This is a genomic window from Pseudomonas sp. 10(2024), from assembly GCF_045164175.1.
Lineage (GTDB): Bacteria > Pseudomonadota > Gammaproteobacteria > Pseudomonadales > Pseudomonadaceae > Aquipseudomonas > Aquipseudomonas alloputida.
Map to the genome: position 1 here is coordinate 1,423,285 of NZ_CP174006.1, position 15,578 is coordinate 1,438,862.

General features: G+C 61.4%; 23 protein-coding genes. All 23 read left to right on the forward strand.

The window, feature by feature from the left end; all coding sequences use genetic code 11:
• Positions 1–32 precede the first annotated feature (32 nt).
• The 23 genes from ACI7M0_RS06470 to ACI7M0_RS06580 all read left to right on the forward strand — a co-directional run bounded on the left by ACI7M0_RS06470 (position 33) and on the right by ACI7M0_RS06580 (position 15,576).
• Positions 33–395, forward strand: coding sequence for a Cro/CI family transcriptional regulator (locus ACI7M0_RS06470; protein ID WP_256658191.1), 363 nt, complete (start codon positions 33–35; stop codon positions 393–395).
• A 370-nt stretch (positions 396–765) separates the two neighbouring features.
• Entirely contained in the window at positions 766–1,176 is a 411-nt protein-coding gene (locus tag ACI7M0_RS06475) for a hypothetical protein (protein WP_129932395.1), read from the forward strand.
• Positions 1,170–1,466 (forward strand): hypothetical protein, encoded by a 297-nt coding sequence (locus tag ACI7M0_RS06480; RefSeq protein WP_129932394.1) that lies wholly within the window; start codon positions 1,170–1,172, stop codon positions 1,464–1,466. The genes ACI7M0_RS06475 and ACI7M0_RS06480 overlap by 7 nt, the downstream gene beginning before the upstream one ends.
• The gene (locus ACI7M0_RS06485; RefSeq protein WP_129932393.1) at positions 1,463–2,209 is read left to right on the forward strand and encodes a phage antirepressor; all 747 of its coding nucleotides are present in this window, start codon (positions 1,463–1,465) and stop codon (positions 2,207–2,209) included. Before ACI7M0_RS06480 ends, ACI7M0_RS06485 begins: the two co-directional genes overlap by 4 nt.
• Positions 2,206–2,730: a hypothetical protein gene (locus ACI7M0_RS06490; protein WP_256658193.1), complete on the forward strand. Its 525-nt coding sequence runs from the start codon at positions 2,206–2,208 to the stop codon at positions 2,728–2,730. Before ACI7M0_RS06485 ends, ACI7M0_RS06490 begins: the two co-directional genes overlap by 4 nt.
• 4 nt (positions 2,731–2,734) lie before the next feature.
• Positions 2,735–3,466 (forward strand): helix-turn-helix domain-containing protein, encoded by a 732-nt coding sequence (locus ACI7M0_RS06495; RefSeq protein WP_129932392.1) that lies wholly within the window; start codon positions 2,735–2,737, stop codon positions 3,464–3,466.
• Positions 3,447–4,247 (forward strand): ATP-binding protein, encoded by an 801-nt coding sequence (locus ACI7M0_RS06500; RefSeq protein WP_129932391.1) that lies wholly within the window; start codon positions 3,447–3,449, stop codon positions 4,245–4,247. The genes ACI7M0_RS06495 and ACI7M0_RS06500 overlap by 20 nt, the downstream gene beginning before the upstream one ends.
• Positions 4,244–5,608: a DnaB-like helicase C-terminal domain-containing protein gene (locus ACI7M0_RS06505; protein WP_129932390.1), complete on the forward strand. Its 1,365-nt coding sequence runs from the start codon at positions 4,244–4,246 to the stop codon at positions 5,606–5,608. Before ACI7M0_RS06500 ends, ACI7M0_RS06505 begins: the two co-directional genes overlap by 4 nt.
• Positions 5,605–5,949, forward strand: coding sequence for a Lar family restriction alleviation protein (locus ACI7M0_RS06510; protein WP_129932389.1), 345 nt, complete (start codon positions 5,605–5,607; stop codon positions 5,947–5,949). The genes ACI7M0_RS06505 and ACI7M0_RS06510 overlap by 4 nt, the downstream gene beginning before the upstream one ends.
• Positions 5,946–7,280 carry a site-specific integrase gene (locus ACI7M0_RS06515; RefSeq protein WP_129932388.1) on the forward strand — a complete coding sequence of 445 codons (1,335 nt, stop codon included), beginning with the start codon at positions 5,946–5,948 and terminating at the stop codon, positions 7,278–7,280. The genes ACI7M0_RS06510 and ACI7M0_RS06515 overlap by 4 nt, the downstream gene beginning before the upstream one ends.
• Positions 7,273–7,560, forward strand: a complete 288-nt coding sequence (locus ACI7M0_RS06520; protein WP_129932387.1) for a hypothetical protein — start codon at positions 7,273–7,275, stop codon at positions 7,558–7,560. The genes ACI7M0_RS06515 and ACI7M0_RS06520 overlap by 8 nt, the downstream gene beginning before the upstream one ends.
• The gene (locus tag ACI7M0_RS06525; RefSeq protein ID WP_129932386.1) at positions 7,557–7,940 is read left to right on the forward strand and encodes an antiterminator Q family protein; all 384 of its coding nucleotides are present in this window, start codon (positions 7,557–7,559) and stop codon (positions 7,938–7,940) included. Before ACI7M0_RS06520 ends, ACI7M0_RS06525 begins: the two co-directional genes overlap by 4 nt.
• A 159-nt stretch (positions 7,941–8,099) precedes the next feature.
• Positions 8,100–8,408 carry a DUF2513 domain-containing protein gene (locus ACI7M0_RS06530; protein ID WP_129932385.1) on the forward strand — a complete coding sequence of 103 codons (309 nt, stop codon included), beginning with the start codon at positions 8,100–8,102 and terminating at the stop codon, positions 8,406–8,408.
• A gap of 175 nt (positions 8,409–8,583) precedes the next feature.
• A complete protein-coding gene (locus ACI7M0_RS06535; protein ID WP_371920364.1) occupies positions 8,584–8,898 on the forward strand; it encodes a phage holin, lambda family in 315 nt (104 codons plus the stop codon).
• 60 nt (positions 8,899–8,958) lie between these two features.
• A complete protein-coding gene (locus tag ACI7M0_RS06540; protein ID WP_129932383.1) occupies positions 8,959–9,141 on the forward strand; it encodes a hypothetical protein in 183 nt (60 codons plus the stop codon).
• On the forward strand, positions 9,132–9,500 hold the full coding sequence (locus ACI7M0_RS06545; RefSeq protein ID WP_129932382.1) for an HNH endonuclease: 369 nt from the start codon (positions 9,132–9,134) through the stop codon (positions 9,498–9,500). The genes ACI7M0_RS06540 and ACI7M0_RS06545 overlap by 10 nt, the downstream gene beginning before the upstream one ends.
• Before the next feature lie 136 nt (positions 9,501–9,636).
• Positions 9,637–10,116, forward strand: a complete 480-nt coding sequence (locus tag ACI7M0_RS06550; protein ID WP_108078152.1) for a phage terminase small subunit P27 family — start codon at positions 9,637–9,639, stop codon at positions 10,114–10,116.
• Positions 10,116–11,843: a terminase large subunit gene (locus ACI7M0_RS06555; RefSeq protein WP_129932381.1), complete on the forward strand. Its 1,728-nt coding sequence runs from the start codon at positions 10,116–10,118 to the stop codon at positions 11,841–11,843. The genes ACI7M0_RS06550 and ACI7M0_RS06555 overlap by 1 nt, the downstream gene beginning before the upstream one ends.
• A gap of 11 nt (positions 11,844–11,854) precedes the next feature.
• The gene (locus ACI7M0_RS06560; protein WP_010952648.1) at positions 11,855–12,019 is read left to right on the forward strand and encodes a hypothetical protein; all 165 of its coding nucleotides are present in this window, start codon (positions 11,855–11,857) and stop codon (positions 12,017–12,019) included.
• Positions 12,012–13,346, forward strand: coding sequence for a phage portal protein (locus ACI7M0_RS06565; RefSeq protein WP_129932380.1), 1,335 nt, complete (start codon positions 12,012–12,014; stop codon positions 13,344–13,346). The genes ACI7M0_RS06560 and ACI7M0_RS06565 overlap by 8 nt, the downstream gene beginning before the upstream one ends.
• Positions 13,343–14,044 carry an HK97 family phage prohead protease gene (locus ACI7M0_RS06570; protein WP_129932379.1) on the forward strand — a complete coding sequence of 234 codons (702 nt, stop codon included), beginning with the start codon at positions 13,343–13,345 and terminating at the stop codon, positions 14,042–14,044. The genes ACI7M0_RS06565 and ACI7M0_RS06570 overlap by 4 nt, the downstream gene beginning before the upstream one ends.
• Positions 14,045–14,053: 9 nt before the next feature.
• Positions 14,054–15,310, forward strand: a complete 1,257-nt coding sequence (locus tag ACI7M0_RS06575; protein WP_129932378.1) for a phage major capsid protein — start codon at positions 14,054–14,056, stop codon at positions 15,308–15,310.
• Positions 15,311–15,351: 41 nt separating this feature from the next.
• Entirely contained in the window at positions 15,352–15,576 is a 225-nt protein-coding gene (locus ACI7M0_RS06580) for a hypothetical protein (protein WP_129932377.1), read from the forward strand.
• The last annotated feature ends 2 nt before the right edge of the window (positions 15,577–15,578 follow it).

Consider the following 15,578-nt stretch of genomic DNA (forward strand, 5'->3'; position numbering starts at 1 on the left):
CCTAGAACTGATGGTTATGCAGGTCAAAAACCATGGGTGTAGACATTTTCACTACCGGCGGTTATCTTTCGTGCCATAAGCCGTTCTCAGGTGAGCCCATGACACCAGTTCAATTAGCGGATTTTGTTGGTCAACACGGCCAGGAAGAAGCCGCAAAGAAGCTTGGTACCAGCCAGGCCGCAATTAGCAAAGCTATCCGCAGTGGCCGTCAAATCGTTGTTCGTTCGCGCGCTGGCGGATCTCTTGAGGCATTCGAACTCAAGGCATTCCCAAGCAGTGGATCCGTGAGCAGACCACGTGCCGATCTTGAACTGATTATGTCGGTTATCGCGGTTCTTGCAGAGCCAACTGAAGGTGCTGTTCGTTCATACAGTCCCGTGAGTAGCCCTGTATGAAATCACTAGTGTGTTTATCACCTTATGGCGATCGCTTGGGTCTCGGACAATCACACCTAGCTCCGCCGGCTGATCTAAGAAAAACCTTGCACGGACAGGAAACACACCGGTCGGCAAGCATCAGCAAAATTACTTACGAGCCAGGTTTGCGGTCAGGCCTTGATTCCGACTTTTTTTGTGAGAGCTTTGAAGGCAGGGGGAAATTTGAATGATCAGGACAGTCACCGTAAAGCCGCCTTAACCGTGCGGCCCTACCAAATTCTGCGTTTGGCTTAGCCCAGAAAGCAGAAAACCCGGCTTCGCAGGCCGGGCTTCTTAACCAGTCCCCTGGCAGGGACCTTTTGAATCTTCGTCACTTGGAGACGATTTCATGCACCCAAAAAATACCATTGCCGAAACTCCAAATCAACATCCGCCATCTTCAGATGGTGTTTGCCAGCCTGACGGCGGTCTTGCCGCGATCTTCACCAAAGACCAGCGCGCAGTCGTCGTCGGACTGCTGATCGCCGAGCGAAACCATGCCAGTCGTTGGTGGACCTATCTTTCAGAGATGCGCCTCCACGGCCAGTTGCCGGGCTGGGTGGCGGATCAGGAGGTCGGTCGCCATTTGGATTACGACCGTTGGGTCGGTGATTGCCAGGCTACCAATCACGAATTGCTCGGCTTTGAAGGTCACCTCAACAACTACGGTGGTGCCGGGTTGTCGATTATCGACCTCGAAGGGGGCGCGCCACAGAAATCTACCTCTCCAGTCCGTGGCGCGGGAGGTGATGCATGGTAACAGTGCGCACCCAACTGATGCCGATCTCGGTTGCCGGCGAGATCGTCCAGGACGTAACCCTCACCGCCGCCGAAATCGCACGCTTCAACGAAGCCCGCGAGTCATTCAAGTTGATCAAAGCCTTGTACTGGGCGCATGTCGTGCCTTCACTCGGGGGCTTCGACAATCCTGTAACTGGCGAGCTTGAGCGCCTGTTTGAGCGTGTCGTCTTCGACACTCGCAATTTCCTGTACCCGCACCGCAACGCCGCTGCCTTCCATGATGCAAAAGATGTGGGAGGTACGGCATGATCCTGCCTTCTGCAGCTTTCACCACCATGGACACCACCGAGCTGCTGGCGCTAGTCAACGAGGCGCGGGCTTCGTTCGGCGAAGGATCGGTCCGGCACAACGATTTTGTTGCTCGCTGCAAGGATGAGCTCGATGGGGAGCACTACGAAATTTTCGTAGTGCAAAATTTGAACAACACCCAGTCTGAAGGGCTGCGCCTGACCGCTGACCAATGCAAGCTGGTTGCTATGCGTGAGTCGAAGGGTGTTCGTCGTCGCGTACTTGCTCGCCTGAACGAACTGGAGGGGCAGCAGGGCCGACCGATGACCCAGGCCGAGCTCATCGCTGCCAGTGCGAATCAGTTGGTCGCCATCGAGCGGCAGCAGGCCGCCCACCAGGTGGCGCTGGAGCGCGTCGAAGATCGCACGACCAAGCTTGAGCAGGTCCGCTATCTCGATTCCGTGCCCAGCGGCTTCGAGACCATCACCACGATCCGCTACCGCATCAACAATCGCCATGGCCTGCCGGCCTGGGTGGTCAACGCAGTGATGCGTGAGGTTTCAGGGGCTCCGCTGCCGTTCGCCATGGTGCGCAGCCGCCATTCCGACGAAGGGGGACAGCCTTTTGCGATCTGGCCCAAGCCGGCAATCACGCGCCGATTTGACCAGTTCGTGGAGCAATGCGCGTACGTCACATCCGAGCGTGCAACCCATCCGGAGATCCCACAAGGGCGATTCAAGATCAACCCGAGGGCGCCGCAATGACCGACAACGTGATTCCTCTGTTTGGCCGGAAGCCCACCGATCCGGTGGTGATCAACGAGGCGTATTTCGAACCATTGACCAACGACCAGCTCGCGTACCGAGCCTGGAACCACTGCGACCTGGCTGAGGAAATCTTCTTCTCGGATGAGGCAGAGGAAGACTCCCTACGCGAAGCCAAGTTTGAAGTGCTCATGGCGCAGTGGGCTTTGCGGGTGCTGGTTCGGCGACTAACCGGGTTCCCTGCCCTTGAGCTTCGGGAGCAGGTGAACAAGGCGTTTCTTGAACGGCTTGCAATCGATCCGGACGGACTGGCTACAGCGACTGAGCCCTGCGGCGCCGAATCATTGGTGATGGGCCCATGGCCCAGTTACGCCGGGGCTCGACATTTGCCTGAGCGCGAGCGTTGGGTGGTTTACAGCACGGCCAAAGCATATCGGGCCGCAATGGAAGAACAGGGCATCACCATGGCCGAACCCTACGGCCAGTTTGTCCAGCGGGTTACCGCTGAGTTGGAGATCTGAACCCATGAGCATGGAATTGATGGTCAAGGCCATGAAGACCAAGGTCGGTAACCCGCTGCGCAAGTTGGTGCTGATCAAGCTGGCGGACAACGCCAGCGACCAGGGCGAGTGCTGGCCGTCCTATCAGCACGTTGCCGATCAATGCGAGATCGACCGCAGCACCGTGCGCAAGCACATCAAGCAGCTTGCGGCTCAGGGCCTGCTGCGTATCGAGAATAGAGAGGGGCCGAAAGGGAACTCTACCAACCTGTATTACCTGACCCTTTCCGGTGTAGGCCGAAACAGCACCCCTGTAGGCCCAGAAAGCACAGGGGTAGGCCCACAGCCTACAGGGGGTGTAGGCCCAGAAAGCACCAGAACCAGTCACCCTTCTGAACCAGTCAATGAACCTAAACCTACGTGCACTTCGGTGGCGGATGGGTTCGAGCAGTTCTGGAAGCTGTACCCGAAAAAGAAGAGCCGGAAGGACGCGCTGAAGGCCTGGAACAAGATCAACCCTGACGCAGAACTGCAGGTGGTGATGATCACTGCTCTGGCGCAGCACTGCGTGTCGCGGGACTGGACCAAGGATGCCGGCCAGTACATCCCGATGGCCTCCACCTGGCTCAACGGCGAGCGCTGGCACGACGTTCTGCAACCAGCTGGCGCAGCTGCCCAGGGCGGCGCATTCAACAATCTCCCTCACCACACCGATGACATGTACCAGGAGAGCCACGATGGCCGCTCGAATTTCTGATCTGTTCCACCGTCGCCCCTTCATGCGCATCTTCTCCGGCGAGTGCGCCGTGCACGGCCAAGTCGATATGACCGAAGTCGAACAGCTGGACGGCTCGATGCTGGCGCGTGGCTGCAAGCGCTGCGCCTGGGAGGCCCTGCACACCACGCCTCGCGACTCGGCCGAGCGCGCTCTGGCCACCGCCCAGCGCAAGGCCGAGGACACCATGGCCGCGCTGATCGGCGCCGGGATCACGCCGCGCTTCGCCGCCGCCACCTTCGACAGCTATCGAGCCGAGAAAGAGCCGCAGCACAAGGCTCTGGCCAAGTGCGGTGCCTATGCCGAGCAGTTCCCGGCCAACTTCCGAGCAGGTCGTTCGCTTCTGCTGACGGGGAATGTCGGCTGCGGCAAAACTCATCTGGCCAGCGCTATCGTGCGCACCGTGGTTGCCGACCACGGTCGGGCGCTGATCATCCCGGCCGGGGATATCGTGAGCATCGCCCGCGCCTCGATGGTGCCTGGCTCTGGCTACACCGACCGCGATGCAGTGGTCCACCTTGGCGGCCTTGACCTGCTGGTGATTGATGAGGTCGGCGCCCAGAAAGGCAGCGAGTACGAGCTGGGCCTACTGCACAGCATCATCGACCGCCGGTACCAGGCGGTACTGCCGACCGTGGTGGTCAGCAACCTGAATGCCGAGGGCCTCAAGTCATACATTGGTGATCGCGCCCTTGACCGCCTGCGGCAGAACGGTGGCCAGCAGGTTGGCTTCACCTGGTCCTCGATGAGGGCTGTGGCATGAGGGAACTGTTCAGTATCGAGGCGGAGCACGCGCTGCTGGGCGCGCTGCTGCTTGACGCCAACCTCTTCGACGAGATCACCAGCAAGCTGACCACGGAAGACTTCAGCGATCTGGAAAACGCTGCGCTGTATCAGGCGATCCTCAACACCCATGACGCTGGTCACGCCGTCGACGCCGTGACGGTCGGCACGCGCTACCCAGCGCTGCCAAGTGGCGAGGGCACGATCTTCTATGCCGGCACGATCGCCAAGAACACGCCCAGCACCGCGAACTGGAAGTCATACCTCAATACCGTGCTCGAGCGTTCGACGCTGCGGCGAGTGGTCGAGGTGGCCGAGGTCATCCGCGGTAGCGCCCACGATGACAAGCCGGTCGAGGAGATTATCGCGCTGGCGCAGCAGGCTACCGCTGACCTGCGCAACCTCGACAGCGGGGAGCCGGAGTACTACCGCATCAGTGAGGTGCTGCCGGCGGTGATCGACGGGATTGACGCGCGGTTCAACGGCGCAGTCTCGCGCGGACTGACGACTGGTCTGGACGATCTGGATGCCATCCTGTGCGGGCTGCGGCCTGGGCACATGATCGTGGTTGCTGGGCTGCCAGGTTCGGGGAAAACCATTCTCGGCCTGCAGATCGCCCAGCACGTCACCACCCGCCACGGCCATTCCGGTCTGGTGTTCTCGATGGAGATGACCAAGGAAGAGCTGACCGCCCGGGGCATTGCCTCCTTGGGCGGCGTCAGCCTGTCGCGCCTGGATGCCGGTACAACCCTGCAAGATGACGACTGGCCCAGGATCACCAGCGCGGTTGGCCTGCTGGGCAAGGCCCGGCTCTTCGTCAACGACCAGCCGGGGATGACGATGGCGCGCATCCGCTCAATCGCCAGGCAGTGCCAGAAGCGGGAAGGCCTTGACGTGCTGGTGGTGGACTACCTGACCCTAATCGCTTCAGAGGGCGGCCAGAACCGCGCATTGGAAGTCGGCAGGATCAGCACGGCGCTGAAGAACTTGGCCAAGGAGCTCGGCGTGCCGGTGATCGTGCTGGCGCAGTTGAACCGCGGCCCGGCCAACCGACCTGACAAACGCCCGCGCCCGAGCGACCTGCGGGATTCGGGGCAGATCGAGCAGGATGCCGACGCTGTGATCCTGGTGCACCGCGACCCTGACAGCGAAGAGGGTCAGAACGGCGTCACCGAGCTGATCGTGGGCAAATGCCGACACGGAAAGCCCGGCACCTGCCTGGTGCAGGCCATGGGCGAATACGTTCGCTTTGTGCCGTTTCAGGGTCGCCCGCCAAGCGATGACGAGGTGGAGATGGGGCGTGGCACATATGCCCAGCGCTACAAGGGGGCTGACCTGTGATCGAGCCAATCAAGATGGCGCCATGCCCATTCTGCGAAGGGCCGCCTTGCATCACGGCGAAGGATGAGGCCGGTACCGAAATTTCTGAGGGCCACACCTTCGACCCCTCTGACGAGTTCCCGATGGTCTCGGCGCACGTCTGGTGCCACGACTGCGGCGCACAGGGGCCGAACATCGACACGCTGACCCTGGGCACGTTTGAGCAGCTGTATGACCTGCAGGTGGCGGATGTGATGCGGATCGCTGTCGAGAGCTGGAACAACCGCCACGCGAAGGCCCGCGCCTGCTACGACGCTGGCGATCAGAAAGGCCTCAATCTCTGGCCGAGGAGGGACACATGAGCGCTGCCAAGACTCTCACCGTGACCCTCAGTGATGCGGAGATCCGCCGGCATGCCACCGGCGAGGTCTTCCAGCTGCGCGATACCCGCCACCGGGAGCTGCGGTTCCGGTTCTCGACTGTTGACCGTTCCCGCGGCGCCTGGCACGTCGTGGTGCGCGGTCGCTGGGGCAAGGCCGGCGATTACCCAGGGATCAACACCAAGACCATGCTGGCCACGCTTCCGGCCATCCTGGCGCGCCGGGCTGCCGATGCCGATGCCAAGTCGACGACCACCAACTGGGCCACGGTGGGCGATGTGCTGGCGTGGTACCGCGACCGGATGAGCCGTGACCGGGGGCTTTCGGCCAAGCGCAAGGCAAGTGCCAAATCGGCGCTTGATCGCCATCTGGTGCCTCGCCTGGGTGACCTGCCGCTGGCCGAGACCAACAAGCAGGCGATCGACCAGCGCCTGATGTGGCCGATGCAGGAGCGCTATGCGCTGTCTTTCGTGCGTTCGGTGTATGGCGTGCTCTCGGTGGCGTTCCGTCAGGCCTTGCGCTTGGACATGCTGCCGGCCAACCCCATGGCCTCGCTGAAGTTCACCGACTTCGTGCGAACCCGGATCAGGCCCCGGCCGGCGCGCCTGCGCGGTGACGATGTGCCGGGCTTGCTGGTGGTGGTGGCCGAGCGCTTCGAGGTGGAGCCGGCGGGCTGCATGCTGGCCCTGATGATGCTGTGCCACGGCTCCCGTCTGGGTGAGACCCGGCTGGCGTGCTGGCGCAACGTCAACCTCGACGCGGGGCGCTGGTTCATCCCGGCCGGCGACACCAAGACCAAGGCGGAGCACACGCTGCCGCTGACGATCCAGGCCTGCGCGCTGCTGCGCCGATACCAAGGCCTGCAGGTCGCCCAGGGCTACACCGGGCCGCTGTTGTTCCCGGGCAGCCACGGTGCACCGCTGAGCCCGAGCAAGGCCAACACCTTGTTCACTGATCTGGCCAAGGGCGAATGGTCGAGCCATGACCTGCGCAAGGTGGCCCGCACGGCGTGGACCGACCTTGGGGTGGACTACATGGTGGGCGAACTGCTGTTGAACCACGCCATGAAGGACCTCGACGCTACCTACATCCACACCACCGCCGAGGGCCTGAAGCGTCAGGCGCTGGAGGCCTGGCACAAGCATCTCGACGGGCAGGGATTCGCCGCCATTCACACCGAGACATTGCCGGGACACAAAACCGAGCCTGCAACCGCCGACGCCACTACCGGCGCGGGTTGCAGCACCTCACAGCATCCATCCCAAGGGAGGATGTTTAATCAAGAATCCAAGCCAGGAGATGGCCATGAGTAACGTCGCAGCGGTCATGCCGCGCAAGACCCTGACCCCTGTCGAGCGGCAGTTCCTGAAGCAGGGCAATCGCATGCTACTGGACCAAACCAATGGCCGGATCGCCTCGGCAGCCCTGATGGATATCGTGGCCGACTGGCACGGGTCCCGGGCCGCCCAGGGCTTCGAGCAATTCGCTAAGGCCTGGATCATCCAAGGCGGCGCAAAGAACAAACATGCCTACAAGCTGCTGTGCGAGCTGTTCGGCCTGGACACCGACCCAACGCCCCGGAGGGCTGCATGAATACAAGGAAACCAATTCGCCTGCCGCTGGGTGATACCGAGCAGATGCTCGAGCAGTGGGGGCTGTGGCGAATGGATGGAATGGGAGTGCCTAGCTACGTCTCCCCGGCTTGGGCGTTGATGAGGGACGCCACGCCGTCGAAGTCGAAGGGGTACGCGATCACGGATGAGTTGGCCATGGCGGTTGATGGAGCCGTGGCCAGGCTGTGCGCGCGGGACAAACAGATGGGTGACTTCATCTGGCTGTACTACGGCTCGAAGTGGCCGGCCAAGCGGATCGGCATTAAGTACAAAATGAGTGAGGCCAGCGCGCGGCAGCTCATTAAAACTGGAGTGGGGTGGATCGACTGCGCCTTGGATCGTCTGCGAGAGGCTGCGTAAAAAGGGGTTGCACGCGCGGAATAGGACTGTTTTTATAGCAGCGTGTCCAGCTTGCAACGCACCGAGACACTGACAAACCCCGGCCATTGCGTCGGGGTTTTTGTTGCGTGCAAGGCCGGTTAGAATCGCTCCTCATCTAAGGAAGATCTGAGGCTAGCCATGAAGCGCGACATGAAGCTGGTGAAAGATGTGCTGGAGTTCATCGAGTATACGGTTACCCTGGATGGGCCAACCCACTCTGAACTCATGGAAGAGGTACTGGCCAATCACGGCGTACTAGGTAGCGGTGAGGCTGAGGACGCTTTGCTTGAAGAAATTATCTACCAGGTGGCTATTTTGGAGTCTGGTGGGTTTTTGGCGAAGACCGAGGTAGAGCCAAGCGGCGATCGCCCCGATGAGATCTATTACCAGCTCACATGGGCTGGGCATGACCTCCTCGACTCCATTAACAAACGTCAGTATCAATGAATCTCTTCTAGTTACTCAGGGCCCCGGCAAACGTCGGGGCTTTTCGTTATTGAGCCTCGGCATTTGCCGGGGCTTTTTCGTATTCGGCCCCACCATACCCATCGCCCCAAGCTGGGTGTGCTGTTGGGGCCGAACCTACTCCACTCCCCAAAAGGGAGGAATCGAGATGCCAAACATGCCCGAGAAGGATCCTGGCCTGTGGGCCGCTGTGCTCGCCTGGGTGCTTGCTCACCAGCCGCAGCTGTATACCGGTGGCATGGCTGCTGCCGTGGCCATGTGTCGTGTCATCTACGGCGGTGGCCGCGGTCGCAAGATCGCCCTCGAGGGCACGATCTGCGGCTTGATAGCTATCAGCCTGCTACCAGTGCTGGAGTACTTCGCGCTTCCCCCCAACCTCTCTGTCTTCGCGGGTTGCCTTGTCGGATTCGTTGGGGTGGAGAAGTTGCGCGAGTACTCCGACCGATTCATGAGCAAGAAGGTAGAGGGCTGATGGCCTGCAGCGGATGCGCTGAGAGGCGCGAACGGATGATGAAGTGGACGAGGGTGGCATATGAACGAGCACGCAGTCTCCTTGCTGGAGCAGATGCTGGCCGAGCAGAAGAAGCAGACCGGCCTGCTCGAGCAGATCGCAAGCCAGAACCTGGAGCTGATCGAAGCTCTGGCTGACGATGTGGACATCGACCAAGACGAACTGCCTCGCGCTCACTATCTGGACGGATCGCCATGCCGATGAGGCCTCAGCGCCCATGCCGGGCACAGGGCTGCCGGGCGCTGCATCGCAATGCCAATGGCTACTGCGATGGCCACGCCGAGATGGCTGCCGAGCAGGCCAAGGCCTGGGCGACACGTAAGGGGTCGGGCCGTGGCGGTCGCCCCTGGCGCCGCAAGCGTGAGCGAATCCTGAAGAGAGACCAGTACCTCTGTCGGTGCGATGACTGCACCCAGCTTGGCCGGATCCGCGAAGCGCATGAGGTTGACCACATCGTGGCCCTGGCCCACGGCGGCACGGACGATGACGACAACCTTCGAGCCATCAACCGCGACTGCCACAAGACGAAGACGCAGCGGGAGTCGAAATCGGTCAAAAAATGATCGAAAACGGCGCAAATGAGACGAAATCTCGTCTATAGGGAGGGGGAGGGTCAAAAGTTCAGGCCCTTTTGCTCGGACACCGCGCCCTCAGTCGTTTTTTTACACCCGCGAAATATAAAGTTTAGTGGAGGCGCCGATGCCAGGGGTTGCCGGGCGCTCCGGCCGTCGCCCAAAACCCACGGCCCAGAAGGCGTTGGCCGGCAATCCCGGCAAGCGCAAGCTGAACAAGGACGAACCAGATTTCGCCCTCGTGACCAATGTCGACGCGCCCGAATGGCTGTGCGAACACGCCACCCGGGTATGGGAAATGCTGGTTCCGGAACTGCTCCGGGCAAAGGTTCTTGCCCTGACCGACATGCACAACGTCGAGGCGTTCTGCTCTGCTTACGGCAACTGGCGAAGGGCACAAGAATCGGTTATCGCCCACGGCATCGTGGTGGCAGGAGCCACTGGCGGGCCGGTGAAAAATCCGGCGCTCACTGCAGCTAACGAAGCGATGCGCCAGATGGTCACCTTCGGTTCGATGCTGGGTCTGGATCCGGCCAGCCGCACGCGGATCATCGGCGGCAACAAGCAGAAATCCACCAACGAGTTCGCAGCCCTACTGAGTTCCTGATGGCCAGAGCCAAATACACCAACGTCGACAAGGCGATGGCGTGGGCAAAGTCCGTCCTCAAAGGAAAGTTTCCCGCCTGCCGCTTCATCCACCAGGCGATAGAGCGGCACTTCGATGACGTAGCGGCCAGCCGATCGAAGGATTACCCGTACAAGTTCGACCCGGCCAAGGCTGAGAAAAAGCTGCGGCTCATGCAGCTGCTGCCTCACACCAAGGGCGAATGGGCGTTCAAGCGACAGCTGATCACCCTGGAGCCTTGGCAGCTCTTCGGCCTGGCCTGCACCTTCGGCTGGGTCCGGAAGAAGGGCGGGTACCGGCGCTTCCGCGAGAGCTACTGGGAAGTGCCGCGCAAGAACGGCAAATCGGTGATTGCTGCCGGCGTTGGCATCAGCATGTTCACTGCCGACAACGAGTTCGGCGCCGAGGTCTACTCCGGTGCGACCACCGAGAAACAGGCGTGGGAGGTGTTCCGTCCTGCAAGGTTGATGGTCAGTCGCTCCCCGATGCTGATCGAGGCAGCAGGCATCGAGGTCAACGCCTCGAACCTGAACATCCCGTCCAACGGCAGCCGCTTCGAGCCGCTGATCGGCAACCCCGGTGATGGTGCGTCGCCGTCCTGCGCGATCATCGACGAATACCACGAGCACGACAGTGCGGCCCAGTACGACACGATGCTCACCGGCATGGGCGCACGCCGTCAGCCGTTGATGTTCATCATCACCACAGCCGGCGCGAATATTGAGGGTCCGTGCTACGACAAGCGGCGCCAGGTCATCGAGATGCTCAACGGCACCGTCCCCGACGACGAGCTGTTCGGCTACATCTGGACGCTCGACGACGGCGACGACTGGACCGACCCGAAGAACTTGGCCAAGGCCAACCCCTGCATGGGAGTGTCCGTGTTCCAGGAGTACCTGGAGAGCCAGCTGGCCAGGGCGATCCGCTCGGCGCGCTTCACCAACACGTTCAAGACCAAGCACTTGAACCTGTGGGTGAGCGCCAAGTCCGGCTTCTTCAACATGGAGAGCTGGAAAGCCTGCGAGGACAAGACGCTCACGCTTGAACAGTTTGAGGGCCAGGAGTGGGTTGCCGGCTTCGACCTGGCGCGGAAGCTGGACATGAACTCCAGGGCCAGGCTGTTCTGGCGTGAGGTCGATGGGAAAATCCACTACTACAGCGTCGGGCCCGCGTTCTGGGTGCCGGAAGACACGGCCAACGACGTAGACAACAAGCGAATGTCCGAGCGCTTCCAAGCCTGGGTCAACACTGGCCATCTGATCGCCACGCCCGGTGCCGAGGTCGATTACCGCGAAATCCTCGAGGACACCAAGGACGCTAACAAGCTGGCACCCATCAGGGAGAGCCCGATCGACCCGCACGGAGCCACTGGTCTGAGCCATGACCTGGACGACGAGGGCTTCAACCCGATCACCATCACCCAGAACTACACCAACATGTCCGACGGCATGAAGGAGCTGGAGGCAGCAATTGAGGCGGGCCGCTTCCACCACGACGGCAATCCGATCATGACCTGGTGTATCGGCAACGTGATCGGCAAGAACCTGCCGGGTAACGATGACGTGGTGCGACCAATCAAGCAGGGCGAAGACAACAAGATCGACGGCGCCGTGGCACTGATCATGGCTGTTGGATCGGTTCTGCGCCTGGCTGCCGAAGGCTCTGGCGGCTTCGACAACTTCTTCGCCAACCCTATCGTGGTTGGCTAATGGGACAACCTATGAAAACTGGCCTGATCATCTTTCTGGTGCTTGCCGCCGGCGGCTTGCTGCTGGGCGTTGCTGGCGTATATGTGCTGGCCGGCCTGGGTTACGCGCTGCTGGCCGCTGCCGGTTCGCTACTGGTCGCCGCGGGCTTCATTCGCAAGGGGTTGATCGGTGGCTAAATCACTCACGCAGATCCTCGGCCAGGCCTTGGTGAAGTCGGCCGAGCCGGGAGTGGCTTCGAGCCTGGCTGGATGGGCTGGCCGCAAGATTGGCCTCACCGACTCCGCGTTCTGGAACACGTACTACGGCACCGATTCAGCGTCGGGAAAGGTGGTCAGTCAGCAGACGGCGTTGCAGCTCTCGACGGTGTGGGCTTGCGTGCGCTTGATCGCCGAGACCATTGCAACGCTGCCGATCGCTCTGTATGAGGACAAGAACGGCGCGCCGGTGGTGGCCAGCTCCCACCCGGTCAACTTCGTCATCAGCCAGCAGCCGAACGCCGATCAAACCCCGGTGGAATTCTGGGAGAACGTCCTGGCCAGCTTGTTGCTGCAGGGGAACGCCTTCTGCGAGCCTCACCAGAGCGGCCGCACGCTGACCAGCCTGGAATTTCTATTACCGCAGAACATGTCGCCACCGCGACGCTTGGCCGATGGCTCGATCGAGTACCGCTACATCGACAACTTCGGCAAGCCTCACACGTTGACCGAGGATCAGATGGTGCACGTGCGAGCCTTCGGCGTTGACCCGCTTTGCGGCCTGTCACCTCTGGCCTACGGGCGACAGGTGCTGGGCTCGGCCATGGCGGCTGATGAGTCGGCGGCCAAGATGTTCGCCAACGGCATGAAGCTGGGCGGCGTCCTGTCCACGGACCAGATCCTCAAGCCGGAACAGCGGAAGGATATCCGCGAGGACATGATCAAGCAGTTCTCAGGCGCGACGAACCACGGCAAGACGATGGTTCTCGAAGCGGGCATGAAGTACCAGCAGGTATCCATGACGCCTGAGGATGCCCAGATGCTGCAGACCAGGGCGTTCAACGTCGAGGAGATTTGCCGCTGGTTCCGCGTGCCGCCGTGGATGGTCGGGCACACACAGAACTCCACCAGCTGGGGCACCGGCATGGAGCAGCAGATGATCGGCTTCCTATCCTTCACCCTGCTGCCGTGGATCAAACGCATCGAGATGTGCGCCAACCGGCGTCTGCTGCGCCCTGACGAACGTCGCCGCTTCTACGTGAAGTTCAACCCGGAAGGGCTGCTGCGCATGGACAGCGCGGCGCGGGCGGCCTTCTACAGCTCCATGACGCAGAACGGTATCTACTCGCGAGACGACTGCCGAATCAAAGAAAACCTGCCACCGCAGGGCGGTAACGCCGCGAAGCTCACCGTGCAATCCAACATGCTGCCGATCGACAAGCTGGGTGAAGACCCCGGCGGTGCCAACCAGGCCAAGTCGGCGCTGCTCGACTGGCTCAATGACCAGCCAAGAGGTAATACCCCATGAGGCACAAGGATCGACTGGCGGCGGTCAAGTACCGCTCTTTCGACTATGACGTGAAGGCTGTCGGCGACGACGGCCTTTTTTCTGGCTACGGCTCAGTATTCGGCGTGGTCGACAGCTACAAGGAGGTCGTTGCGCCGGGTGCCTTTCTCGAATCGATCGAGGATACCAAGGCCAAGGGCCGCACCTTCCCTGTCCTGTGGCAGCACATGACCCGAGAACCAATTGGCAGTTGGGACATTGAAAGCCTGAAGGAAGACGATCACGGCTTGTTTGGCGATGGTGAGCTGTGGCTTCCAGACGCGCCGTACGCCCGTATCGCCTTCCGAGGCATGCAGACGAGATCGATCACTGGTCTATCTATCGGCTACTACGTCCGCGAGTCGAGCTTCGACCAGAAGACCGGTATTCGAACCCTGACGAAACTCGATCTGATCGAGATATCGATCGTCACCGTGCCCGCCAATGACGAGGCGCGCACCGACACCATCAAGTCGAAACTGGCCCATGGCGGCCTGCCTTCGATGCCCGAATTTGAGTTGCTCCTGCGCGAGGCAGGCTTCTCGAAATCTCAGTCCACGGTGATTGCCAACCGCGGGCTGCAGCACCTGCTCCGGAGCGAGTCCGAGGGCGACCTGGCAGCAATCGAAATCGTCGAGGCGTTGAAATCGCGCCCAGCTCTTTCTCTCCCATCGTTTTGAGGATTCATCATGCATAACGCCATGAGCAACCAGGCTCGCTCCGAACACCGCCAGTTCCAGCGCAAGGAGCACGCCGAAGACAAGCTGCAACTGAAGGCGGTCAACGACCTGCTCGACGAGCGCGACAAAGAGATCAAGGCATTCGCCGCCAAGGCGACTGAAGAGATCAAGTCGCACGGCACCATCTTGGCCGACACCAAGACCATTCTCGATGGCCTGGTGAAAGACGGCTTGGGCCTGCAGGACCGCCTGCAGGAGATCGAGCAGAAGATGGCTCGCCGCTTCTCCGCGAATGATCCGGTCGACTTCAAGTCGGCTGGCGAGGAGCTGACCGAATGCGACGACTTCAAGTCGCTGCAAACCCGAGGTCGCGGGATCGTTCGTGTAGGTCGGAAGGCCGTCACCAACATCACCAGCGCTACCACCGGGACCGGTGGTGTCGGCGTGGCCATCCAGCCGACCCGCGTACCCGGCATCGTGGTGGGCCCAGAGCGTGAGTTCACCATTCGCGACTTGATCATGCCAGGCCGCACCGGCTCGAACGCGGTCGAGTTCGTGCAGGAAACCGGCTTCCAGAACATGGCCGCGCCGCAGGCGGGTGAGGGCGCCGCGAAGGCCCAGTCCGATCTGTCCTTCGGCCTAAAGACTACCAACGTCATCACCATTGCCCACTGGTTCCGCGCTTCCAAGCAGGTGCTGTCGGACATCCCGCTGCTGCAGAGCTACATCAACGGCCGCGCGATCTACGGCCTGAAGTACAAGGAAGAGGAGCAGCTGCTGGCCGGCGACGGCACCGGGCAGAATCTGCTGGGCCTGATCCCGCAGGCTACTGCGTTCAACGAGGCGCTGCGCAAGACCGGCGACACCAAGATCGACACCCTGCGCCGCGCGATCCTGCAGGTGCGCGTTGCCGAATACCGCGCTTCGGCCATCGCCCTGAACCCGGTGGACTGGGCCGACATCGAGCTGACCAAGGACGCAAACGGCTCCTACATCTGGGTGAACGTCCAAGAAGGCGGCGTGCAGCGCCTGTGGAAGCTGCCGGTTGTGGACAGCAACGCAGTGCCAGAAGGCGAATTCCTGGTCGGTGCGATGAACATCGCGGCCCAGGTGTTCGACCGTGAGGAGGCGGCTGTCGAGGTATCCACCGAGGATGGTGACAACTTCCGCACCAACATGGTCACCATTCGCGCCGAGGAGCGCCTGGCTCTGGCGGTGTACCGCCCCGAGTCGTTCGTGCACGGCGAATTCGAAGCCACCCCTTAATCCGCCCAGGAGCACGCCCGGGAAACCGGGCGTTACTGCACATGCCAGACGTCAAAGTGAAAACCATCAAGGGCTTCAACAACGGTGGCGCGTACGTCAAGCGCAACCAAGAAATTACCGTCGATGAGCTGCGTGCTCGCGATTTGCTGCGTAATGGCCTGATCGAGGATTACGACGTGAAGAAAGCCCAGGAACCCGAGAACAAGAAGGCGCCGGAGCCGGCCAACAAAGGCGGAAAGGGAGCGGCCACCAAGCCCAAGGAGTGATC